The 13,606-nt window shown below is 60.6% G+C and carries 18 protein-coding genes; 15 read left to right on the top strand and 3 right to left on the bottom strand.

Annotated features, from left to right (window positions below):
* The first annotated feature begins 58 nt into the window (after positions 1–58).
* The 14 genes from AB433_RS06560 (at position 59) to AB433_RS20395 (ending at position 8,690) form a co-directional block, all read left to right on the top strand.
* Positions 59–259, top strand: a complete 201-nt coding sequence (locus tag AB433_RS06560) for a helix-turn-helix transcriptional regulator (RefSeq protein WP_047820403.1) — start codon at positions 59–61, stop codon at positions 257–259.
* On the top strand, positions 256–543 hold the full coding sequence (locus AB433_RS19395; protein WP_156170704.1) for a hypothetical protein: 288 nt from the start codon (positions 256–258) through the stop codon (positions 541–543). The genes AB433_RS06560 and AB433_RS19395 overlap by 4 nt, the downstream gene beginning before the upstream one ends.
* Positions 540–851 (top strand): hypothetical protein, encoded by a 312-nt coding sequence (locus tag AB433_RS19390; RefSeq protein WP_053059026.1) that lies wholly within the window; start codon positions 540–542, stop codon positions 849–851. Before AB433_RS19395 ends, AB433_RS19390 begins: the two co-directional genes overlap by 4 nt.
* A gap of 143 nt (positions 852–994) precedes the next feature.
* The gene (locus AB433_RS06550) at positions 995–2,344 is read left to right on the top strand and encodes an IS1380 family transposase (protein WP_169749280.1); all 1,350 of its coding nucleotides are present in this window, start codon (positions 995–997) and stop codon (positions 2,342–2,344) included.
* 234 nt (positions 2,345–2,578) lie between these two features.
* Positions 2,579–2,803, top strand: coding sequence for a hypothetical protein (locus tag AB433_RS06545; protein WP_053059025.1), 225 nt, complete (start codon positions 2,579–2,581; stop codon positions 2,801–2,803).
* Positions 2,800–3,030, top strand: a complete 231-nt coding sequence (locus AB433_RS06540) for a hypothetical protein (RefSeq protein ID WP_047820401.1) — start codon at positions 2,800–2,802, stop codon at positions 3,028–3,030. Before AB433_RS06545 ends, AB433_RS06540 begins: the two co-directional genes overlap by 4 nt.
* A gap of 3 nt (positions 3,031–3,033) precedes the next feature.
* On the top strand, positions 3,034–3,819 hold the full coding sequence (locus AB433_RS06535) for a helix-turn-helix domain-containing protein (RefSeq protein ID WP_047820400.1): 786 nt from the start codon (positions 3,034–3,036) through the stop codon (positions 3,817–3,819).
* An 81-nt stretch (positions 3,820–3,900) separates the two neighbouring features.
* Complete coding sequence (locus AB433_RS06530) at positions 3,901–4,479, top strand: hypothetical protein (RefSeq protein ID WP_218916924.1); 579 nt, start codon at positions 3,901–3,903, stop codon at positions 4,477–4,479.
* A complete protein-coding gene (locus AB433_RS06525; RefSeq protein ID WP_047820398.1) occupies positions 4,466–4,690 on the top strand; it encodes a hypothetical protein in 225 nt (74 codons plus the stop codon). The genes AB433_RS06530 and AB433_RS06525 overlap by 14 nt, the downstream gene beginning before the upstream one ends.
* Positions 4,683–5,393 (top strand): hypothetical protein, encoded by a 711-nt coding sequence (locus AB433_RS06520; protein ID WP_156170702.1) that lies wholly within the window; start codon positions 4,683–4,685, stop codon positions 5,391–5,393. Before AB433_RS06525 ends, AB433_RS06520 begins: the two co-directional genes overlap by 8 nt.
* The gene (locus AB433_RS06515) at positions 5,377–6,837 is read left to right on the top strand and encodes a phage terminase large subunit (protein ID WP_183309171.1); all 1,461 of its coding nucleotides are present in this window, start codon (positions 5,377–5,379) and stop codon (positions 6,835–6,837) included. The genes AB433_RS06520 and AB433_RS06515 overlap by 17 nt, the downstream gene beginning before the upstream one ends.
* Before the next feature lie 12 nt (positions 6,838–6,849).
* Positions 6,850–7,329, top strand: a complete 480-nt coding sequence (locus AB433_RS06510) for a phage upper tail fiber protein (protein ID WP_156170701.1) — start codon at positions 6,850–6,852, stop codon at positions 7,327–7,329.
* Positions 7,330–8,490 (top strand): hypothetical protein, encoded by a 1,161-nt coding sequence (locus tag AB433_RS20400; RefSeq protein WP_156170700.1) that lies wholly within the window; start codon positions 7,330–7,332, stop codon positions 8,488–8,490. It abuts the gene before it with no gap.
* On the top strand, positions 8,487–8,690 hold the full coding sequence (locus tag AB433_RS20395; RefSeq protein WP_156170699.1) for a hypothetical protein: 204 nt from the start codon (positions 8,487–8,489) through the stop codon (positions 8,688–8,690). Before AB433_RS20400 ends, AB433_RS20395 begins: the two co-directional genes overlap by 4 nt.
* Before the next feature lie 49 nt (positions 8,691–8,739).
* Here the strand turns inward: AB433_RS20395 and AB433_RS20390 are convergent, their stop codons facing one another.
* Positions 8,740–9,321 carry a hypothetical protein gene (locus tag AB433_RS20390; protein WP_156170698.1) on the bottom strand — a complete coding sequence of 194 codons (582 nt, stop codon included), beginning with the start codon at positions 9,319–9,321 and terminating at the stop codon, positions 8,740–8,742.
* Positions 9,322–9,629: 308 nt separating this feature from the next.
* On the opposite strand from AB433_RS20390, the gene AB433_RS06490 reads away from it, so the two are divergent.
* Positions 9,630–9,800: a CsbD family protein gene (locus tag AB433_RS06490; RefSeq protein WP_047823495.1), complete on the top strand. Its 171-nt coding sequence runs from the start codon at positions 9,630–9,632 to the stop codon at positions 9,798–9,800.
* Between the two features lie 63 nt (positions 9,801–9,863).
* Here AB433_RS06490 and AB433_RS06485 read toward each other — a convergent pair whose 3' ends face one another.
* Together AB433_RS06485 and AB433_RS06480 are read right to left on the bottom strand one after the other, a co-directional pair.
* A complete protein-coding gene (locus AB433_RS06485; protein WP_053059023.1) occupies positions 9,864–11,429 on the bottom strand; it encodes a Ppx/GppA family phosphatase in 1,566 nt (521 codons plus the stop codon).
* Positions 11,426–13,588 (bottom strand): RNA degradosome polyphosphate kinase, encoded by a 2,163-nt coding sequence (locus tag AB433_RS06480; protein ID WP_047820392.1) that lies wholly within the window; start codon positions 13,586–13,588, stop codon positions 11,426–11,428. The genes AB433_RS06485 and AB433_RS06480 overlap by 4 nt, the downstream gene beginning before the upstream one ends.
* Between the last annotated feature and the right edge of the window lie 18 nt (positions 13,589–13,606).

The following is a 13,606-nucleotide window of genomic DNA, read 5'->3' as shown; positions in this document are numbered from 1 at the left end:
TAGAAGGGCACCACGACATAGTTGGATAGTCGTCCGCAACCATTCGGAGGACTGTCATATGAACAACTCGGCAAAGATCGCATACACCGTACCGGAGGCGCTGAGCGCGCTCGGCATCGGTCGAACCAACTTCTACAAACTCGCCAACGAAGGCAAAATTGATCTGCGTAAGGTTGGCGGGCGCACGCTCGCAACGGCAGATTCGCTTCACCGCCTCATCAATGAGGCCCCCGCCGCACATGAAACGGGGGACGTATGATGGACGCGAAAAACCCCCACGCACACAGCGCAAGGGCTTCGAATGTTGCGGCTAACAACTCGAAGTTTCCTACCATTCCGGGCACAGAAAATCCAACGATTGTTGACCGCTCCATTACGATCGGACGCGGCGACAAGGGCCTGTTCATGGTCTCGGTGACACCGCCGACCGCAGACCACCCACCGCAACTCTTCGACAACTACAGGCAGGCGCGCGGCTTCGCGGGCGGTCTGAGAATGTGCTGTCGTTGGCAGATTGTTGACGAAACGGGAGGCGGGAAATGACCGATTTTGACGAACTGCACCGCGCCTATCGCATCGCCAAGGCCGCCTTCGATTCTCACTCCGCTTTCGACTATGCACCAAAGGACGAGCCGGAGGGGTATCAGGACGAACTGAACCGTCTTTCCTCCATCACTACGCGGGCGATGGATGCTCTCTTGATGTGCCCAGTCGGAACGCAGCGCGAACTGGCCGAGAAGCTCGACATCATCGTGCGCGAGGAGATCTATGATGGCTGGCATCTGTGCGACGAGATTTTCGCAATCCTTCGCATCGATGGTCATCGCGTGCTGGACAGGAGGCGCGCATGAATATCGCGCACCTAACCCGTCTTATTCACGGGGTTGGCTACGAAGGGTTGGCGGGAGTGGCATAAGCCTCTGATCTGAATTAGGAACTGGGTGTCTACACCGGCCCTGCTGCAGGGCAGAAAATGCCACAGGCCACACCCGCCATGAACGACGATATCGCAAGCCCCTTCCGATTCCCAGCGGTCGACCGCAAGAAAGTCACAGCCGCGTTCGACGGTGGTCGGCTCACTTCGGACGGCGGCGTTCTGTTGCTGTCGCAGGCCGAGCGCGCGATGGGTATCTGCCAGCGGCTTGCGACTTGCATTGCCGATCCGCGCGATCCTGCGCGGGTGATCCATCGCCTCGACGACATCCTGCGTGCCCGCGTGTTCGCGATCGCCTGCGGCTATGAGGATGCCGACGATCTCGATGCCCTGCGCGACGATCCGGGCTTCCGCCTGGCCCTGGGCAAGCTGCCGGGATCGGGCGCGGGGCTGGCCAGCCAACCGACGATGAGCCGGTGGGAGAATGCACCGATCACGCGCGAGTTGGCGAAGATGCTGGCCGCGATGATCGACATCTACTGCGCCAGCTATCCGGCCCCGCCGGCGGCGGTGACGCTGGATATCGATGATACCTGCGATGTCGTCCATGGCTATCAGCAGTTGTCGTTCTGGAATGGTCATCATGGCGAGCGTTGCTTCCTGCCGATCCATGTCTACGACACCGCCACTGGCCGGCCGGTGGCGATGCTGCTGCGCACCGGCAAGACACCGTCTGGTGTTGAAGCTGCCGGTCACATCCGGCGCCTCGTGCGCCACATCCGCCGGCAATGGCCCGAAACGCACATCACCATCCGCGGCGACGGGCACTATGGGCGGCCCGAGGTCATGGCCGTCTGCGAGGGTTGCGGCGTCGACTACGTGTTCGGCCTGCCGACCAACGCCGTGCTACGCGCCGATCCCGAAATCGTCGTTGCCGCCGATGCCTGTGCGGTCAAACGCGCTCAGCGCCAGTACCCGGTCCTGCGCACCTATGCCGAGACCCGCTACGGGGCCAAAAGCTGGAAGTGCCAGCGCCGCGTCGTCGCCCGGATCGAGGCCAGTACGATGGGCATGGACATCCGCTATGTCGTCACTTCGCTGACCGAAGGCTCGGCCGAGCACATCTATGATACGCTCTACTGCGCGCGCGGTCAGGCCGAAAACCTGATCAAGCTGCACAAGACCCAGCTGGCCAGCGATCGCACCTCGTGCCGCTCTCCCAACGCCAATCAGATGCGCCTCATCCTGCACACCGCCGCATACTGGCTCCTGTGGCGCATTCAGCAGGAAATCCCCAAGGCAGCCTCGCTCGCGACCGCCGAGTTCGCAACGTTGCGCCTCAGGCTGCTCAAGGTCGCTGCCCGCGTCATTGAGAGCGCCACTCGCATCCGTGTCGCCTTCGCGTCAGCCTGTCCCGATGCCTCCGTTTTGAAAGCCATCGCCACCAATCTCAGGCCTGCACCTACTTAGGCGGTGCGGCTGTGCCGCCGAACTCCGAGCTCCATTCCATCAACCTCGAAAAGCCCATTGATCCTGACGCGGTGAAAAATGCCGTCGAAGACGCTCGCCCGGACTACGCCGCCAACGTCAGATCAAGGCCCATCCACTTCGCTGCTGCGGCCTCATGAATAAACCGGGCTAACAAACGGCGCAATCCCGGTCGCACGTGGCGATCTTGAACGCATCCTGCACACACTCACAGCAATGCAGGAAACCAGCGGCCTTGCAGCGGCCATCATCCTTGAACGACTAGACCAGTTGGACGGCGACTCCGACGTTGAACCGAACGGCGACGAGCTGGACGGCAACTTAGGCGAGGACGATTTCTGCCCCCATCGACCCGGCATGTGGGGTGGCGGCGTAGGCTGTCCGATCAGCGATCCCGGCGGCTGTGAGCATGACGGGCGCGAAGAGGAGCACGAACAATGACGGGCCGCATCGTGTCACTGGCTGCATTCCGCGCCGGGATATCGACAGATGGGCAACGCCTCGTCGATCAAGTCAGGCTGGCAGACTACGAATTCCAGATGCGCGCTGTGCATAGGGAAATGGAAATCTTGGCGGAGAAACTGTCGTGGAAGGACAGGGTAGCGATTGCCAAGGCCATGAGAACTCGCCGGTGGGAAATATTCCAGTCCAAACATGATCCGGAGTAAGCGATGGGGCAGGACCGCTCAACCTATCGCGATAAGCGAAAGCATGTCCGATCGTTCAAGAAGCAGATCGACACCGACGCATGGCGGGCGCTTAGCGGCTCTGCCGTAAAGGTCATGCTGGCGATGGGCCTATTTGAAAATGGCGATAACAACGGCGAGTGGTTTTTCAGCGACAGAACCGGCGCAGAGATGACCGGCCTCTCACGGAATACTGTTCGCCGCGCCATTGCCGAACTTATCGAGATGGGCTTCCTCTATTGCAGCGAACGCGGTGGATTTAGCCGCAAGACACCCCACGCGGCCAAGTACGGCTTCACGTGGCTGGCCGGCCCATCGGGACCGAACCGCGCCCCGTCACACGCCTATGAAAAGTGGAAACACGAAAATTCACGGGACCAGTTTCTGACACGAGCGGGCGCAGTTTCTGACATTGGCTTGGAAACGTCGCATCCCACTGGCGCAGAACTTGAGCCAGATGGAATGGAAAAACCTGTCATTTCCGCCGATGCCCATTTCTCAGATATTGAGCCACAAACAGTTAGCCAGGGGGATAGGTTAGCGGGACTGGAAACAGAACAACGGAAACAAGCCAATTCATGTACGCGGGCCGAATTGGACGCTTTGCGCCAATCAACGCTCGATCACCTCGGCAGGCATGATCCGGGGGAGCAATCACGCCTCGCTGACAGTCTTGGCATCCCTCATGGCACGCTCAGCAAGTTCATTCACGGACGGAATTTGCCGGAGAGATACCGGGATGCATTATCCGATGCGGTGATGGTGTTTTGATGGTGAAAGGCTCGCTGACCCCTATTCCTCCCGCACTAAAAAGGGCTGGCTCTGCCGTTCAGAGTCGAACCTAACTAGGAAATGCTTGTTTTCTATGGCCATGCCCAGCGATCACAGAACGCGTCACCGATTTTCCCACACTATGACCATCACATTGACCCGATAAGCTCGCAAAATGCGGGAGCGTCCGTAGAGGGTGCCGATCGAACAGCGCACAGTGCTTGTGCCGTGACAAAGCCTATCACCCATAGACCGCTCAAGCGACCCGGCGGAAAGCCAAGCAAGCCCCCGGCCAATGCGCTTGCACTGGTGCGCGAATATGCAGCCGATGGCTTCTCAGTCGTCGGTGTGGCGGCAAAGCTGGGCACGACCCCCAAGACGTTCAACAAGTGGCTAGAGGCGCAACCCGAACTGCAAGACGCGTTCGATGCGGGCCGCGAGTCCGAACGCTGGGCACTGCATAACAAGCTGTTCCGGCTGGCAATGGAACAAGACAACGCTCCGGCTGCCATGTTCCTCCTGAAAGCACGTCACGGCTACCGGGAGGGCGACCAGAGCGCGCAGGGCGGTGGTGTGAGCGTCACCATCGCCCTGCCTGGGGCCATGTCACGCGAACAGTATGCACAGAAAGTGAAAGGTACGATCGATGGACAGAGATGAGTTTGGCGCAATAGGCGATGCGTTCCGCAACATTGGCGGGATCATGAAGGAACGCCATAGGCAGGAGGGGGCTGGCGCAACGCCACCCTTTCCGCACTTCCACGACCATCTGAGCCGCGAGGCCAAGCGCATGATTGCGAATGGGCAGGCCGATCTCGGCAATGCCGTGCTGGCGTTCCGTGCTGCCGTCGAGGATGCAGACAATGAGTAACGTGCCCGACCCGACCGTACAGGCGCTTGCACACATCGCCGACCGCATGCTGCGTGATATGGGCGACCACAGCATTGCACAGCGCATGCAGGGCGAGGTCAGCAGGCTGCGCGACAGCGCCGCCACACTGGACGACCTGCGCAAGACACGCAGCCCGTACGACACGCCGTCTGCACATGTGATGAAGATTGGAAAGGCCAGCAAGAAGTTCGACAGCGAAATCACCGCCATGATCCAGCGGGCGACTGACCTGTATCGAGCGGGCACGCGAGATATCGAGGCTCGAATTGCTGCCAAGGTCAACTTGAAGCAGAACGAATATGCGCAAGAGGTGCGTGCCCGCTTTTTCGGCATGGATGGCAAGGCCCGTGCCGCCTTCATCAAGGATATGGTCGATAACAATGACGGCCCCTTGCTGGCGGCGATCGTGGAGGCATCCCCAACGCTTTCCGGCATCACCGCCGAGCAGAGCGCGGCCTACAAAAAGATGATCCTTTCCCGGCACGCCGGGGCTGAGATAGACGAGCAGGCCAGGCTGGACGAGGTACTCGATGCCGTCAGCACAGCAAGCCGCTCGGCCGGTAATTTTGCCAAGGGGCTGACCGATCCGAGGCAGTTGGCGCGGATCGAGCGCGAAGCCGCCGAAGCCGACGCCGCCAATGAAGCCTTCAATCAGGCGATGCAAAGTGAATCTGGAATATAACCCCTTCCAAGCAGAGGTTATGGGCGTCCCCGAGGATACCGATGTCTTTCTCGGCGGGGGGCGCGGCGGGGGCAAATCCTATGCCCTCGCCCTTTTGGCTTTGCGCCATGTCGTGAAATACGGGGCGCGGGCGCGCATCCTCTACATTCGCCGCAGCTACAAGGGCATTGCCGACTTTGAATTGATAACGCGCGAACTGTTCGGCGGGATTTACGGCGCACAGGCGCGTTACAACGGCGGCGAGCATGTCTGGCGCTTTCCCAGCGGCGGTTACATGGAACTTGGCCAGCTTGAGACCCATGCCGACTATGCCAAGTATCAGGGCCGCACCTTCACGCTGCTGATGGTGGATGAGGCGGGGCAATATCCGGACAGCGCCTTGCTCGACATTCTGCGCTCGAACCTTCGCGGGCCGCAGGATGTGCCGATCCGCGTCGTCATGGCGGCAAATCCGGGCGGCGTGGGCCATTACTGGCTTGCCAAGCGGTATGTTTTCAAATCAGCCCCGTGGAAGCCCTTTGACGAGGAAAAATCCGGTCGCGAGTGGGTCTATGCGCCTTCGACGTTCGCAGGGAACAAGTTCATCGACCGCGCGCAATATGGGGATCAATTGCGTTCTAGCTGCCCTGACGATCAGGAGCTTCTAAAGGCGTGGATCGATGGCGATTGGGCCATTGTCCGAGGTGCCTATTTCGCGAGCGTGCTGGACGAAAGCCGCAACGCGGTGGACCCGTGGGCGGAAATCCCGAAGGGCTGGCGAACATACCTGACCCACGACTTTGGCAGTAGCGCGCCGAGCGCAACCTACATCGTTGCCAAGTCACCCGGCGCCGAGGGTCCGGACGGCAAGTTCTATCCCCGCGACAGCCTTGTGCTGGTGGACGAACTGGCGACCTGCAAGCGCGACAGGCCAACCGAAGGCCTTGGCTGGACTGTGCCGATCTTGGCGGAGGAAATCGTTGCCATGTGCAAGCGCTGGGGCGTCCGAGCGCAAGGTGTGGCCGACGATGCGATATTCGCTGCCCACGGACACAGCAATGGCAGCATTGCCAACGAGTTTTCACGTTATGGCGTCCTGTTCAGTCCGGCAAAGAAAGCCGACCGCCTAACCGGCTGGAACATCATGCGCCGCATGCTGGCCGACGCTGGAAAGCCCGATTTGCCCGGACTCTATGTGTCGCGCGTCTGCGAATATTTCTGGTCAACCGTGCCCTATCTCGCCCGCGATCAGAAGCGGGTTGAGGACGTGGATTCCAGCGGCCCCGACCATGCCGCCGATGCCGTTCGCTACGGCTGTCTGCGGCAAGACCGGACCATTCAACGCGTCCGGATTGGGGGATATGATGGAAAAGCCGAAAGACCCCGCGCCGTGGTCGCCGGAGCGCCTTTGGTTCGATGCGCTTTTAAATCCCGAACGACCGCCAGAGAAACCCGTCAAGCCTGAGAGTAAGGACTGATGCCCGCACCGACGATCCCGACCCTCACGCCCGCACCCGACGCACCCTTGCGTTCGCAAGCGCCCGCTACCTTCACGCCTGCGGCGGAAGCCTTTGTCGATTGGCAAGGTGACTTCCCCACGGAAATGAACGCAGTCATTGCGGCGATTGCAGCGATGGCGGCCTATATGGAGGGCCTGACAGGCTCCAGCGGGCCGATTACTGCCACGGCGCTGACAATGGCGACAAACCGCCTGCTGGGCCGCTACAGCGCCGATACAGGCGCGATAGAGGAAATCAGCCTTGGCGACGGGCTGGACCTGACAGGCGGCGTTCTGGACCTTGCCGCGACACCCTTGCTGACAGCAAACGACCTCTCCGATCTGGCCGACGCACCGACCGCGCAAGTGAACCTTGGCTTTATCGTCGTTGCCGATCAGGCGGCATACGATGCGCTGACCCCGGACGCTGACACATTCTATTTTGTGCCGGAGGCGTAAATGCCGATCTATCGCGGGGCAAATCAGGTTGCGGCGCTCTACCACGGCAGCACGGCAATCGGGCGCGTCTACCACGGCAGCACGCTAGTCTATGACAGCACGCCAGAGAGTGCGGAAGTCGAGCGCGTGCTTTTCATCGGCGTTACCGGCAGCGATGTAACGGCGGTGGGTGGGGCCTATGCGACGCCTTACAACGATGACAGCCTTGGCCCAGCGGGAGAGAATACAGACCCCTATGGCATGTATGCACCGGGCGTGAGCAACATCGTCACGGTTCCGGCGGCGCTCGACGGGGCGCTGATGCGCGTCCTGATGCAGCGCGGCCCATTTGCTGATGACGTTAGAGCATTCCCTGTCCTTAACGGGGCGCAACCAAAGCAGTTTGGGGCGCAATACTGCGACATGGACCTCAACGGCGTCTGCTACATGAACCTGACGACCGCGCCCTATATCTTTTCAGAGGACGACGAACTGTACGGCGTGGCCGGGTTGGCTGGCTCTGGCACAGGTGGTTGCCGCGCCGATCGTACTTGGTTCGCGATGGAAAAGCTGCCCGCTGGGACGCCTTATTGCGTGGCTGTGCGCACAAGCAACTATGACGCGCCAGAAAATGCTTTCCCGATACCGCTCACCACGATGCTGGAAAATACCGGCGATTTTACGTTACTCGGCAACGGTACTATCCGCATCGACGTTGCAGGCTTCTATCATTTCGCGGGCGCGTACAGCACGGTAGGCGCGGCCAACGCCGAACGGCTGAATCTTCTCAGCACCGGCAATCAGGTCATCCCATATCAGTCCACTCAGGGCGTTACCGGTCAGCGCGCGTTCTCTGCATCCGGCCCGCCGCTGGGTCTGTCGTCTATCCGCAGGGCTATAAACCCGGTTCGGTTGCAACGGTCAGCGATAACAACTGCTTCCTTGCAATCTGGAAGGCATCGGACAATCCGCGCATCCTGCTTCGAATCCCGACCGCGCAGGCTCTCACACAAAGCACCTGGAATATCTTGGATTGGGGCAGCAGCGGCACCGCCGATATTGTTTATGATACGACCGGCGGGGCGTTCGATCCCGACACCAGCCAGACGCAGCTTGTCGTGCCATCGGGGCACAGCAATGCCAAGTTCTGGATTGGCGGAACCAGCACCAGCGACGAAATGAGCATTGGGCTTGTCGGACACCCCTACCTGCAATTCATCTCCAGCGGGCAGGTGGCGACTTCATTCGTGGGCGCGAACCTAGAAACGCCGTGGCTTGAGGCCGATCCCGGCGACCCATTCCATGTGCAGTGCTACGAAACGCTTTCTGGCAAAGCGATGGTATCGAGCAACTGGACCTATTTCGGAGCCGAGTTTGCCTAGCCCCCAAAGGGCTTGTCTCTATCCAGCGATTTAGGGCGAGAGCGATGGCTCATTTAGAAAAAGCGCCGATCTCGACGGCACGACGCCCGTCCCTCTCGGCATTTGCCAATTTCTTAAGCGCGGATCTCTCGACTTTCCCACGAAAACGATAACCGTCAGCGGTATAGGCTTGTATCACTGTTCTTGTAGTAATGATCCCCCAAGGGGCCTTACGAGTGAAAAGCGGTCCCGTACGTCCGAACCGCTCTGCATGCTGCAGAATGTTATCACGCCCGATACGGCTCGAAACTTCACTGCCGGGAGCTATTATATAGGGCGGAGATAGCATTCCTATGCGAGGTTCGAACATCTGAACAGCGTGTCTTAAGCGCATCCACTCAGGACCCCATTTGAACCATCCTGTGCGCCAGCCCAAGCTTCTGACCTCAGCATCGCGCCCACCTACGTTGACGACGCTAAATGTCATTACATGCTCGGTATCGTCGCCAATGAGAATCAATTGCTCACGCAAAGAGACTGTAAGGTTTGGACGGCTCGCCCGTCTCGCCAAACGCAGCGAAACGATGACTGCCGCCAAGGTTGCGGCGGCCCCGGCAACCTGACCGATAGCTGATATAGCTTCCCAATTCATCGACACCCCCAAAAGGGAATGCTTGCACAAGAATCGCGGCTCGGGCAATGCGGACGAATGTGGGAAAAATAGTCTCGATAAACCAGTTTTTACTAATATTACCGTTTTATATCATCTCGTTAGTGGAAATCCGTGCTAATCCTACTCGGGGAGCCACTTTTTCAAACTCGCCGCCACCTTTTCGCCATCGTTGATCGATGAGCCGAAATGCGCGTGCGACGAGCGCCGGACCCGATCCGTCGGTTCAGCCGTTCTCTTATCAAACGCAGGCAAAACCGCCTGTTTGCAAATAGATAAGGAGAGCCATGATGGGCGAACTTACGGAAAAGGTAAAAGGCAACGTCAACGAAGCCATCGGCAACGTAAAGCAGGAAAGCGGCAACCCGAACACCCGCGCAGAAGGCCGCGAGCAGGAAGCCAAGGGTGAAGCCCAACAGTTCAAGGGCGAGGTCGAAGGCAAGCTGGGCAACGACATCTGATTGATCAGCACTGACAACGAAAAGGCTCCGGAATTCCCGGGGCCTTTTTCGTGTGGGCGGCGATTATGCGGCTTCGCTGGTGTCTTTGGTACGTAGTGCCGTGAACTGCGCATCGCTGAGAATCTCGATCTCCGGTTCCAGGCCCATGCATTCGGCCAACTTCTTCATGTCCTTGCGCACAGGGGGCACGGAGAGAGCGGCGTGACTTTCATGAATCGCCAACAGCAGGGTACCGCCATCCGCCCGCAGCCGCGCCGCCTGTAACGATGCTTGCGACTGCATCCCCAACCGGCGGGCCAGTCGCGTGGCGAGGCCCCATGCCGTCGCCAGCTCCAATTGCTCTGTCGATGCCAGTTCGGTCAGAATCGGTGGCATGCCGGTCGCGCCGCCGTTGGCGATGGCCGCTGCCGCCATCATCGCGCGATCGGCATCGTCCACCCCCAACCAGCGTTTGTAAAGCGCCCAGTCCATCGCGTGATTCAGGCGAAGGTTGGGCTCCACCTGCAACGACGCCAGCGAGAGCATCGTCGCGGCGAGCCGCAACCGCTCGTTCCCGTTGCTGCTGCGCGGTACGGCATCGACGGTCCAGCCCGCGATCCGGGTGCATAACATCGGCGGCGCGCCGTGTTGGCCCGCGAACAACGACAGACCCGCCAACAGCGGGTCCTGCGCCTTTTCCGCCGCGCTGAGCCGGTTATAAAGTAAGCCTTCGCGTAGGCCCCACGCAGAAAAGACCAGACGCTCCGGCTGCAATGTCTTGAGCAAGCACCCCAGCAGCGCCGCCGCATGCGGCAAAATCTGGGCGCGCATGGAAGATACGCGCGGAATTGTCTGCAAATCCTGCGCCGAGGCCTTGGCCGTGCGCCGCGCCAGCTTGGCCGCCATCCCGACATCAACGCACAGCCCGTGCGGGTCGGATAGCGGGTGCCCCTGCTGCTCCATCGCCAGCACCGCCATCGTCCGCCATGTTCCGCCGACAAGGAACAACGTGCCGCCGGTCTCGCGCTTCCAGCCTTCCTGCTTCAGCGCCTTGCCCACGCGGGACTGGAACTTGTCCTCGCCATCTTCACGCAGGGCCGCCAAACGCAACGAGCCTAGCGGCAAGGTGCTACCCTCGCCCGGTTCGTCACCCGAAATCTCGATCAGTTCCAGGCTGCCGCCGCCAAGATCGGCCACCGTACCCACAGCACCGGGGAATGCCCCTATCACGCCCAAAGCGCTGGTCTGCGCCTCTTCCTTGCCGGAAATAATCCGCACCTTCAGGCCCAAGGCCCGCACCTTCGCGATGAAGGCCTGACCATTGCCCGCGTCGCGCACGGCGGCGGTGGCTACGGTCTCTACGTCCTTGATGCCAAGGTCCGCCAGGATCAGCGCAAACCGCGCCAGCCCGATCAGGGCCAGTTCGACGCAATCGTCGCCCATATTCCCGGTCTGCGACAGATCACGGCCAAGGCGGGCCGTCACCTTTTCGTTCGCGAGCACCGTCGGCGCGCGGGGCGATCCGCCATAGACAACCATACGCACGGTGTTCGATCCGATATCGATGATCGCCCGCTTGCCGTTGTCGGCGGTCCAGTTCCCCTCGACGCGGCGGCGATAGGCGCTTTTTCCCGTCTGGTACGACGTCACACGCTGGCGCCCCGACGCAGGGCGAGACGGGGTATCTGGTCTTCGGACAGGGCCTGTCCACGGCCCGACAGCGACGGGTTGGTCATAAAATAGCGATGCAGGTTAAACGGCTTGGTCCCGCTCTCGACGCGCGTATAGGAACCGTCCGGCTGAAGCAGCCAGCTTTGTTCGGTATCGAGAAGATTGGCGACAAGCACTTGCTGTAGAACCTGATCATGCACCGTCCGGTTCCGGATCGGTACCATGGCTTCGACCCTGCGGTCGAGGTTGCGGCTCATGGCATCGGCCGATGTTATGAACAGGCGCGCCCGCGGGCTGGGCATGCGATAGCCGTTGGCAAAGGCCCAGATGCGGCTGTGTTCGAGGAAGCGCCCGATGATCGACTTGACCTCGATGGACTCCGAAACCCCCGGAATGCCCGGCTTCAGGCAGCATATGCCGCGCACCACCAATCGGATCGGTACACCCACGGCGCTCGCTTCGTACAGCTTGTCGATCACGCCCTTGTCGGTCAGTGAATTGAGCTTCGCCCAGATTGCCGCCGGACGTCCCTTGCGATGGTTGGCGATTTCGCGGTCGATGTTGCGGTAAATCGTTTCGCGCATGGCGATGGGGCTGATGACCAGTCCCTCTGTCTTGCGCGGTTCGACATAGCCGGTGACAAAATTGAACAACCGCGACGCGTCCCTTCCCATGCGCGGATCGGCGGTAAAGTACGACAAGTCGGTGTATATCCGCGCGGTCACCGGGTGATAGTTGCCGGTGCCGAAGTGGCAGTAGGTCCGGTATCCGTCCCCCTCGCGCCGCACGACCATGCTGACCTTGGCATGGGTCTTCCAGTCGACGAAGCCGTAGATTACCTGCACGCCCGCGCGTTCAAGCTGGCTCGCCCAGAGGATGTTCTGTTCCTCATCGAACCGGGCTTTGAGTTCGACCACGGCGGTGACCGATTTGCCCGCCTCTGCCGCGGCGATCAGGGCGTTGATGATCGCGGATTGCTTGCCCGCGCGGTACAGCGTCTGCTTGATCGCGACTACATCGGGGTCTTTCGCCGCCTGCCGGACGAAGTCGACCACCACCTCGAAACTTTCGTAGGGATGGTGGATGACGATGTCCTTCTCGCCGATGGCGGCGAAGCAGTCTCCGTCATGCTCCATGATCCGTTCGGGGTAGCGCGGGCTGTAGGGCTCGAACTTAAGGTCGGGCCGGTCCTCATCAACGATCTCGGCGAGACCTTCCACGCCGATGATCCCGTCAGTCTTGATGACAATGGCGTTTTCGAGGCCCAGCTGTTCGCGAAGCAGCGCCTCTGCCTCGGGATCGAACTCGGCATCCAGTTCCAGCATGATGACCTGCCCGCGCCGCCGCCGCTGAATAGCGCTGCGGAAATAACGGACGAGGTCTTCGGCCTCCTCCTCGATCTCTATGTCCGAATCGCGGATGACGCGGAACACACCGTCGCCCTCGATCCGAAAGCCGGGGAAGATCAGGTGGGCATAACGGCAGATCAGCCGCTCTACCGGGATATAGCTTGCCTCCTCGCCCGGAATGCGCACGAAACGCGGCACGGCAGAGGGGACTAGGATCATCTCTACCACGCCCTGCCGGTCGATCAGGCGGGTCAGGTTGAAAAGCAGGCCCATGCCCTGATTGGCGACGAACGGAAACGGATGGGCCGGATCGATCGCCTGCGGGGTCAGGACGGGCAGGATGTGCTGCTCGAAATGCTCTTTCAGCCACGCGCGGGCATCGGCATCCAGCCTGCTTTCGTCGGCGACGTGGATGCCGGTTTGGGAAAGCTGTCCGCGCAGATCGCGCCATGCGGCCTGTTGGCGGAACTCCAGATCGCGGATCGCCTTGCGGATGGCGGACATCTGCTGCGACGGGGTGCGCCCATCGATGCTGAGCTTTGAAATCCCGCGCTGCATCTGCCCGGCAAGACCCGCCACGCGGATCATCACGAATTCATCGAGATTACTGCCGGATATGGACAGGAACCGCAGCCGCTCGAGCAGCGGGTAATCCTCTCGCGCAGCCTCTGCCAGCACGCGGCGGTTGAACGACAGCCAGCTGAGTTCGCGATTGGTATAAAGCGCGTCGGCAGGCAGCCCGTTGGCGGCAGGCTCGTCGGTCGTCGGAACTGGACTCTGTTCGTTCATCGGCCCTGTCGCTGGCAT

It is taken from the genome of Croceicoccus naphthovorans (assembly GCF_001028705.1).
In the GTDB taxonomy this organism is placed as follows: Bacteria; Pseudomonadota; Alphaproteobacteria; order Sphingomonadales; family Sphingomonadaceae; genus Croceicoccus; species Croceicoccus naphthovorans.
This window is presented reverse-complemented; position numbering and strand designations above follow the sequence as displayed.

Bases quoted from the DNA above. Each gene is read 5' to 3' on its own strand.
- AB433_RS19390 (WP_053059026.1), top strand. From the start codon at position 540: ATGACCGATTTTGACGAACTGCACCGCGCCTATCGCATCGCCAAGGCC.
- AB433_RS06520 (WP_156170702.1), top strand. From the start codon at position 4,683: ATGAGTAACGTGCCCGACCCGACCGTACAGGCGCTTGCACACATCGCC.
- AB433_RS06545 (WP_053059025.1), top strand. From the start codon at position 2,579: ATGCAGGAAACCAGCGGCCTTGCAGCGGCCATCATCCTTGAACGACTA.
- AB433_RS20395 (WP_156170699.1), top strand. From the start codon at position 8,487: ATGAGCATTGGGCTTGTCGGACACCCCTACCTGCAATTCATCTCCAGC.
- AB433_RS06550 (WP_169749280.1), top strand. From the start codon at position 995: ATGAACGACGATATCGCAAGCCCCTTCCGATTCCCAGCGGTCGACCGC.
- AB433_RS06540 (WP_047820401.1), top strand. From the start codon at position 2,800: ATGACGGGCCGCATCGTGTCACTGGCTGCATTCCGCGCCGGGATATCG.
- AB433_RS06530 (WP_218916924.1), top strand. From the start codon at position 3,901: ATGCTTGTTTTCTATGGCCATGCCCAGCGATCACAGAACGCGTCACCG.
- AB433_RS20390 (WP_156170698.1), bottom strand. From the start codon at position 9,321: ATGAATTGGGAAGCTATATCAGCTATCGGTCAGGTTGCCGGGGCCGCC.
- AB433_RS19395 (WP_156170704.1), top strand. From the start codon at position 256: ATGATGGACGCGAAAAACCCCCACGCACACAGCGCAAGGGCTTCGAAT.
- AB433_RS06480 (WP_047820392.1), bottom strand. From the start codon at position 13,588: ATGAACGAACAGAGTCCAGTTCCGACGACCGACGAGCCTGCCGCCAAC.
- AB433_RS20400 (WP_156170700.1), top strand. From the start codon at position 7,330: ATGCCGATCTATCGCGGGGCAAATCAGGTTGCGGCGCTCTACCACGGC.
- AB433_RS06560 (WP_047820403.1), top strand. From the start codon at position 59: ATGAACAACTCGGCAAAGATCGCATACACCGTACCGGAGGCGCTGAGC.
- AB433_RS06525 (WP_047820398.1), top strand. From the start codon at position 4,466: ATGGACAGAGATGAGTTTGGCGCAATAGGCGATGCGTTCCGCAACATT.
- AB433_RS06510 (WP_156170701.1), top strand. From the start codon at position 6,850: ATGCCCGCACCGACGATCCCGACCCTCACGCCCGCACCCGACGCACCC.
- AB433_RS06535 (WP_047820400.1), top strand. From the start codon at position 3,034: ATGGGGCAGGACCGCTCAACCTATCGCGATAAGCGAAAGCATGTCCGA.
- AB433_RS06490 (WP_047823495.1), top strand. From the start codon at position 9,630: ATGGGCGAACTTACGGAAAAGGTAAAAGGCAACGTCAACGAAGCCATC.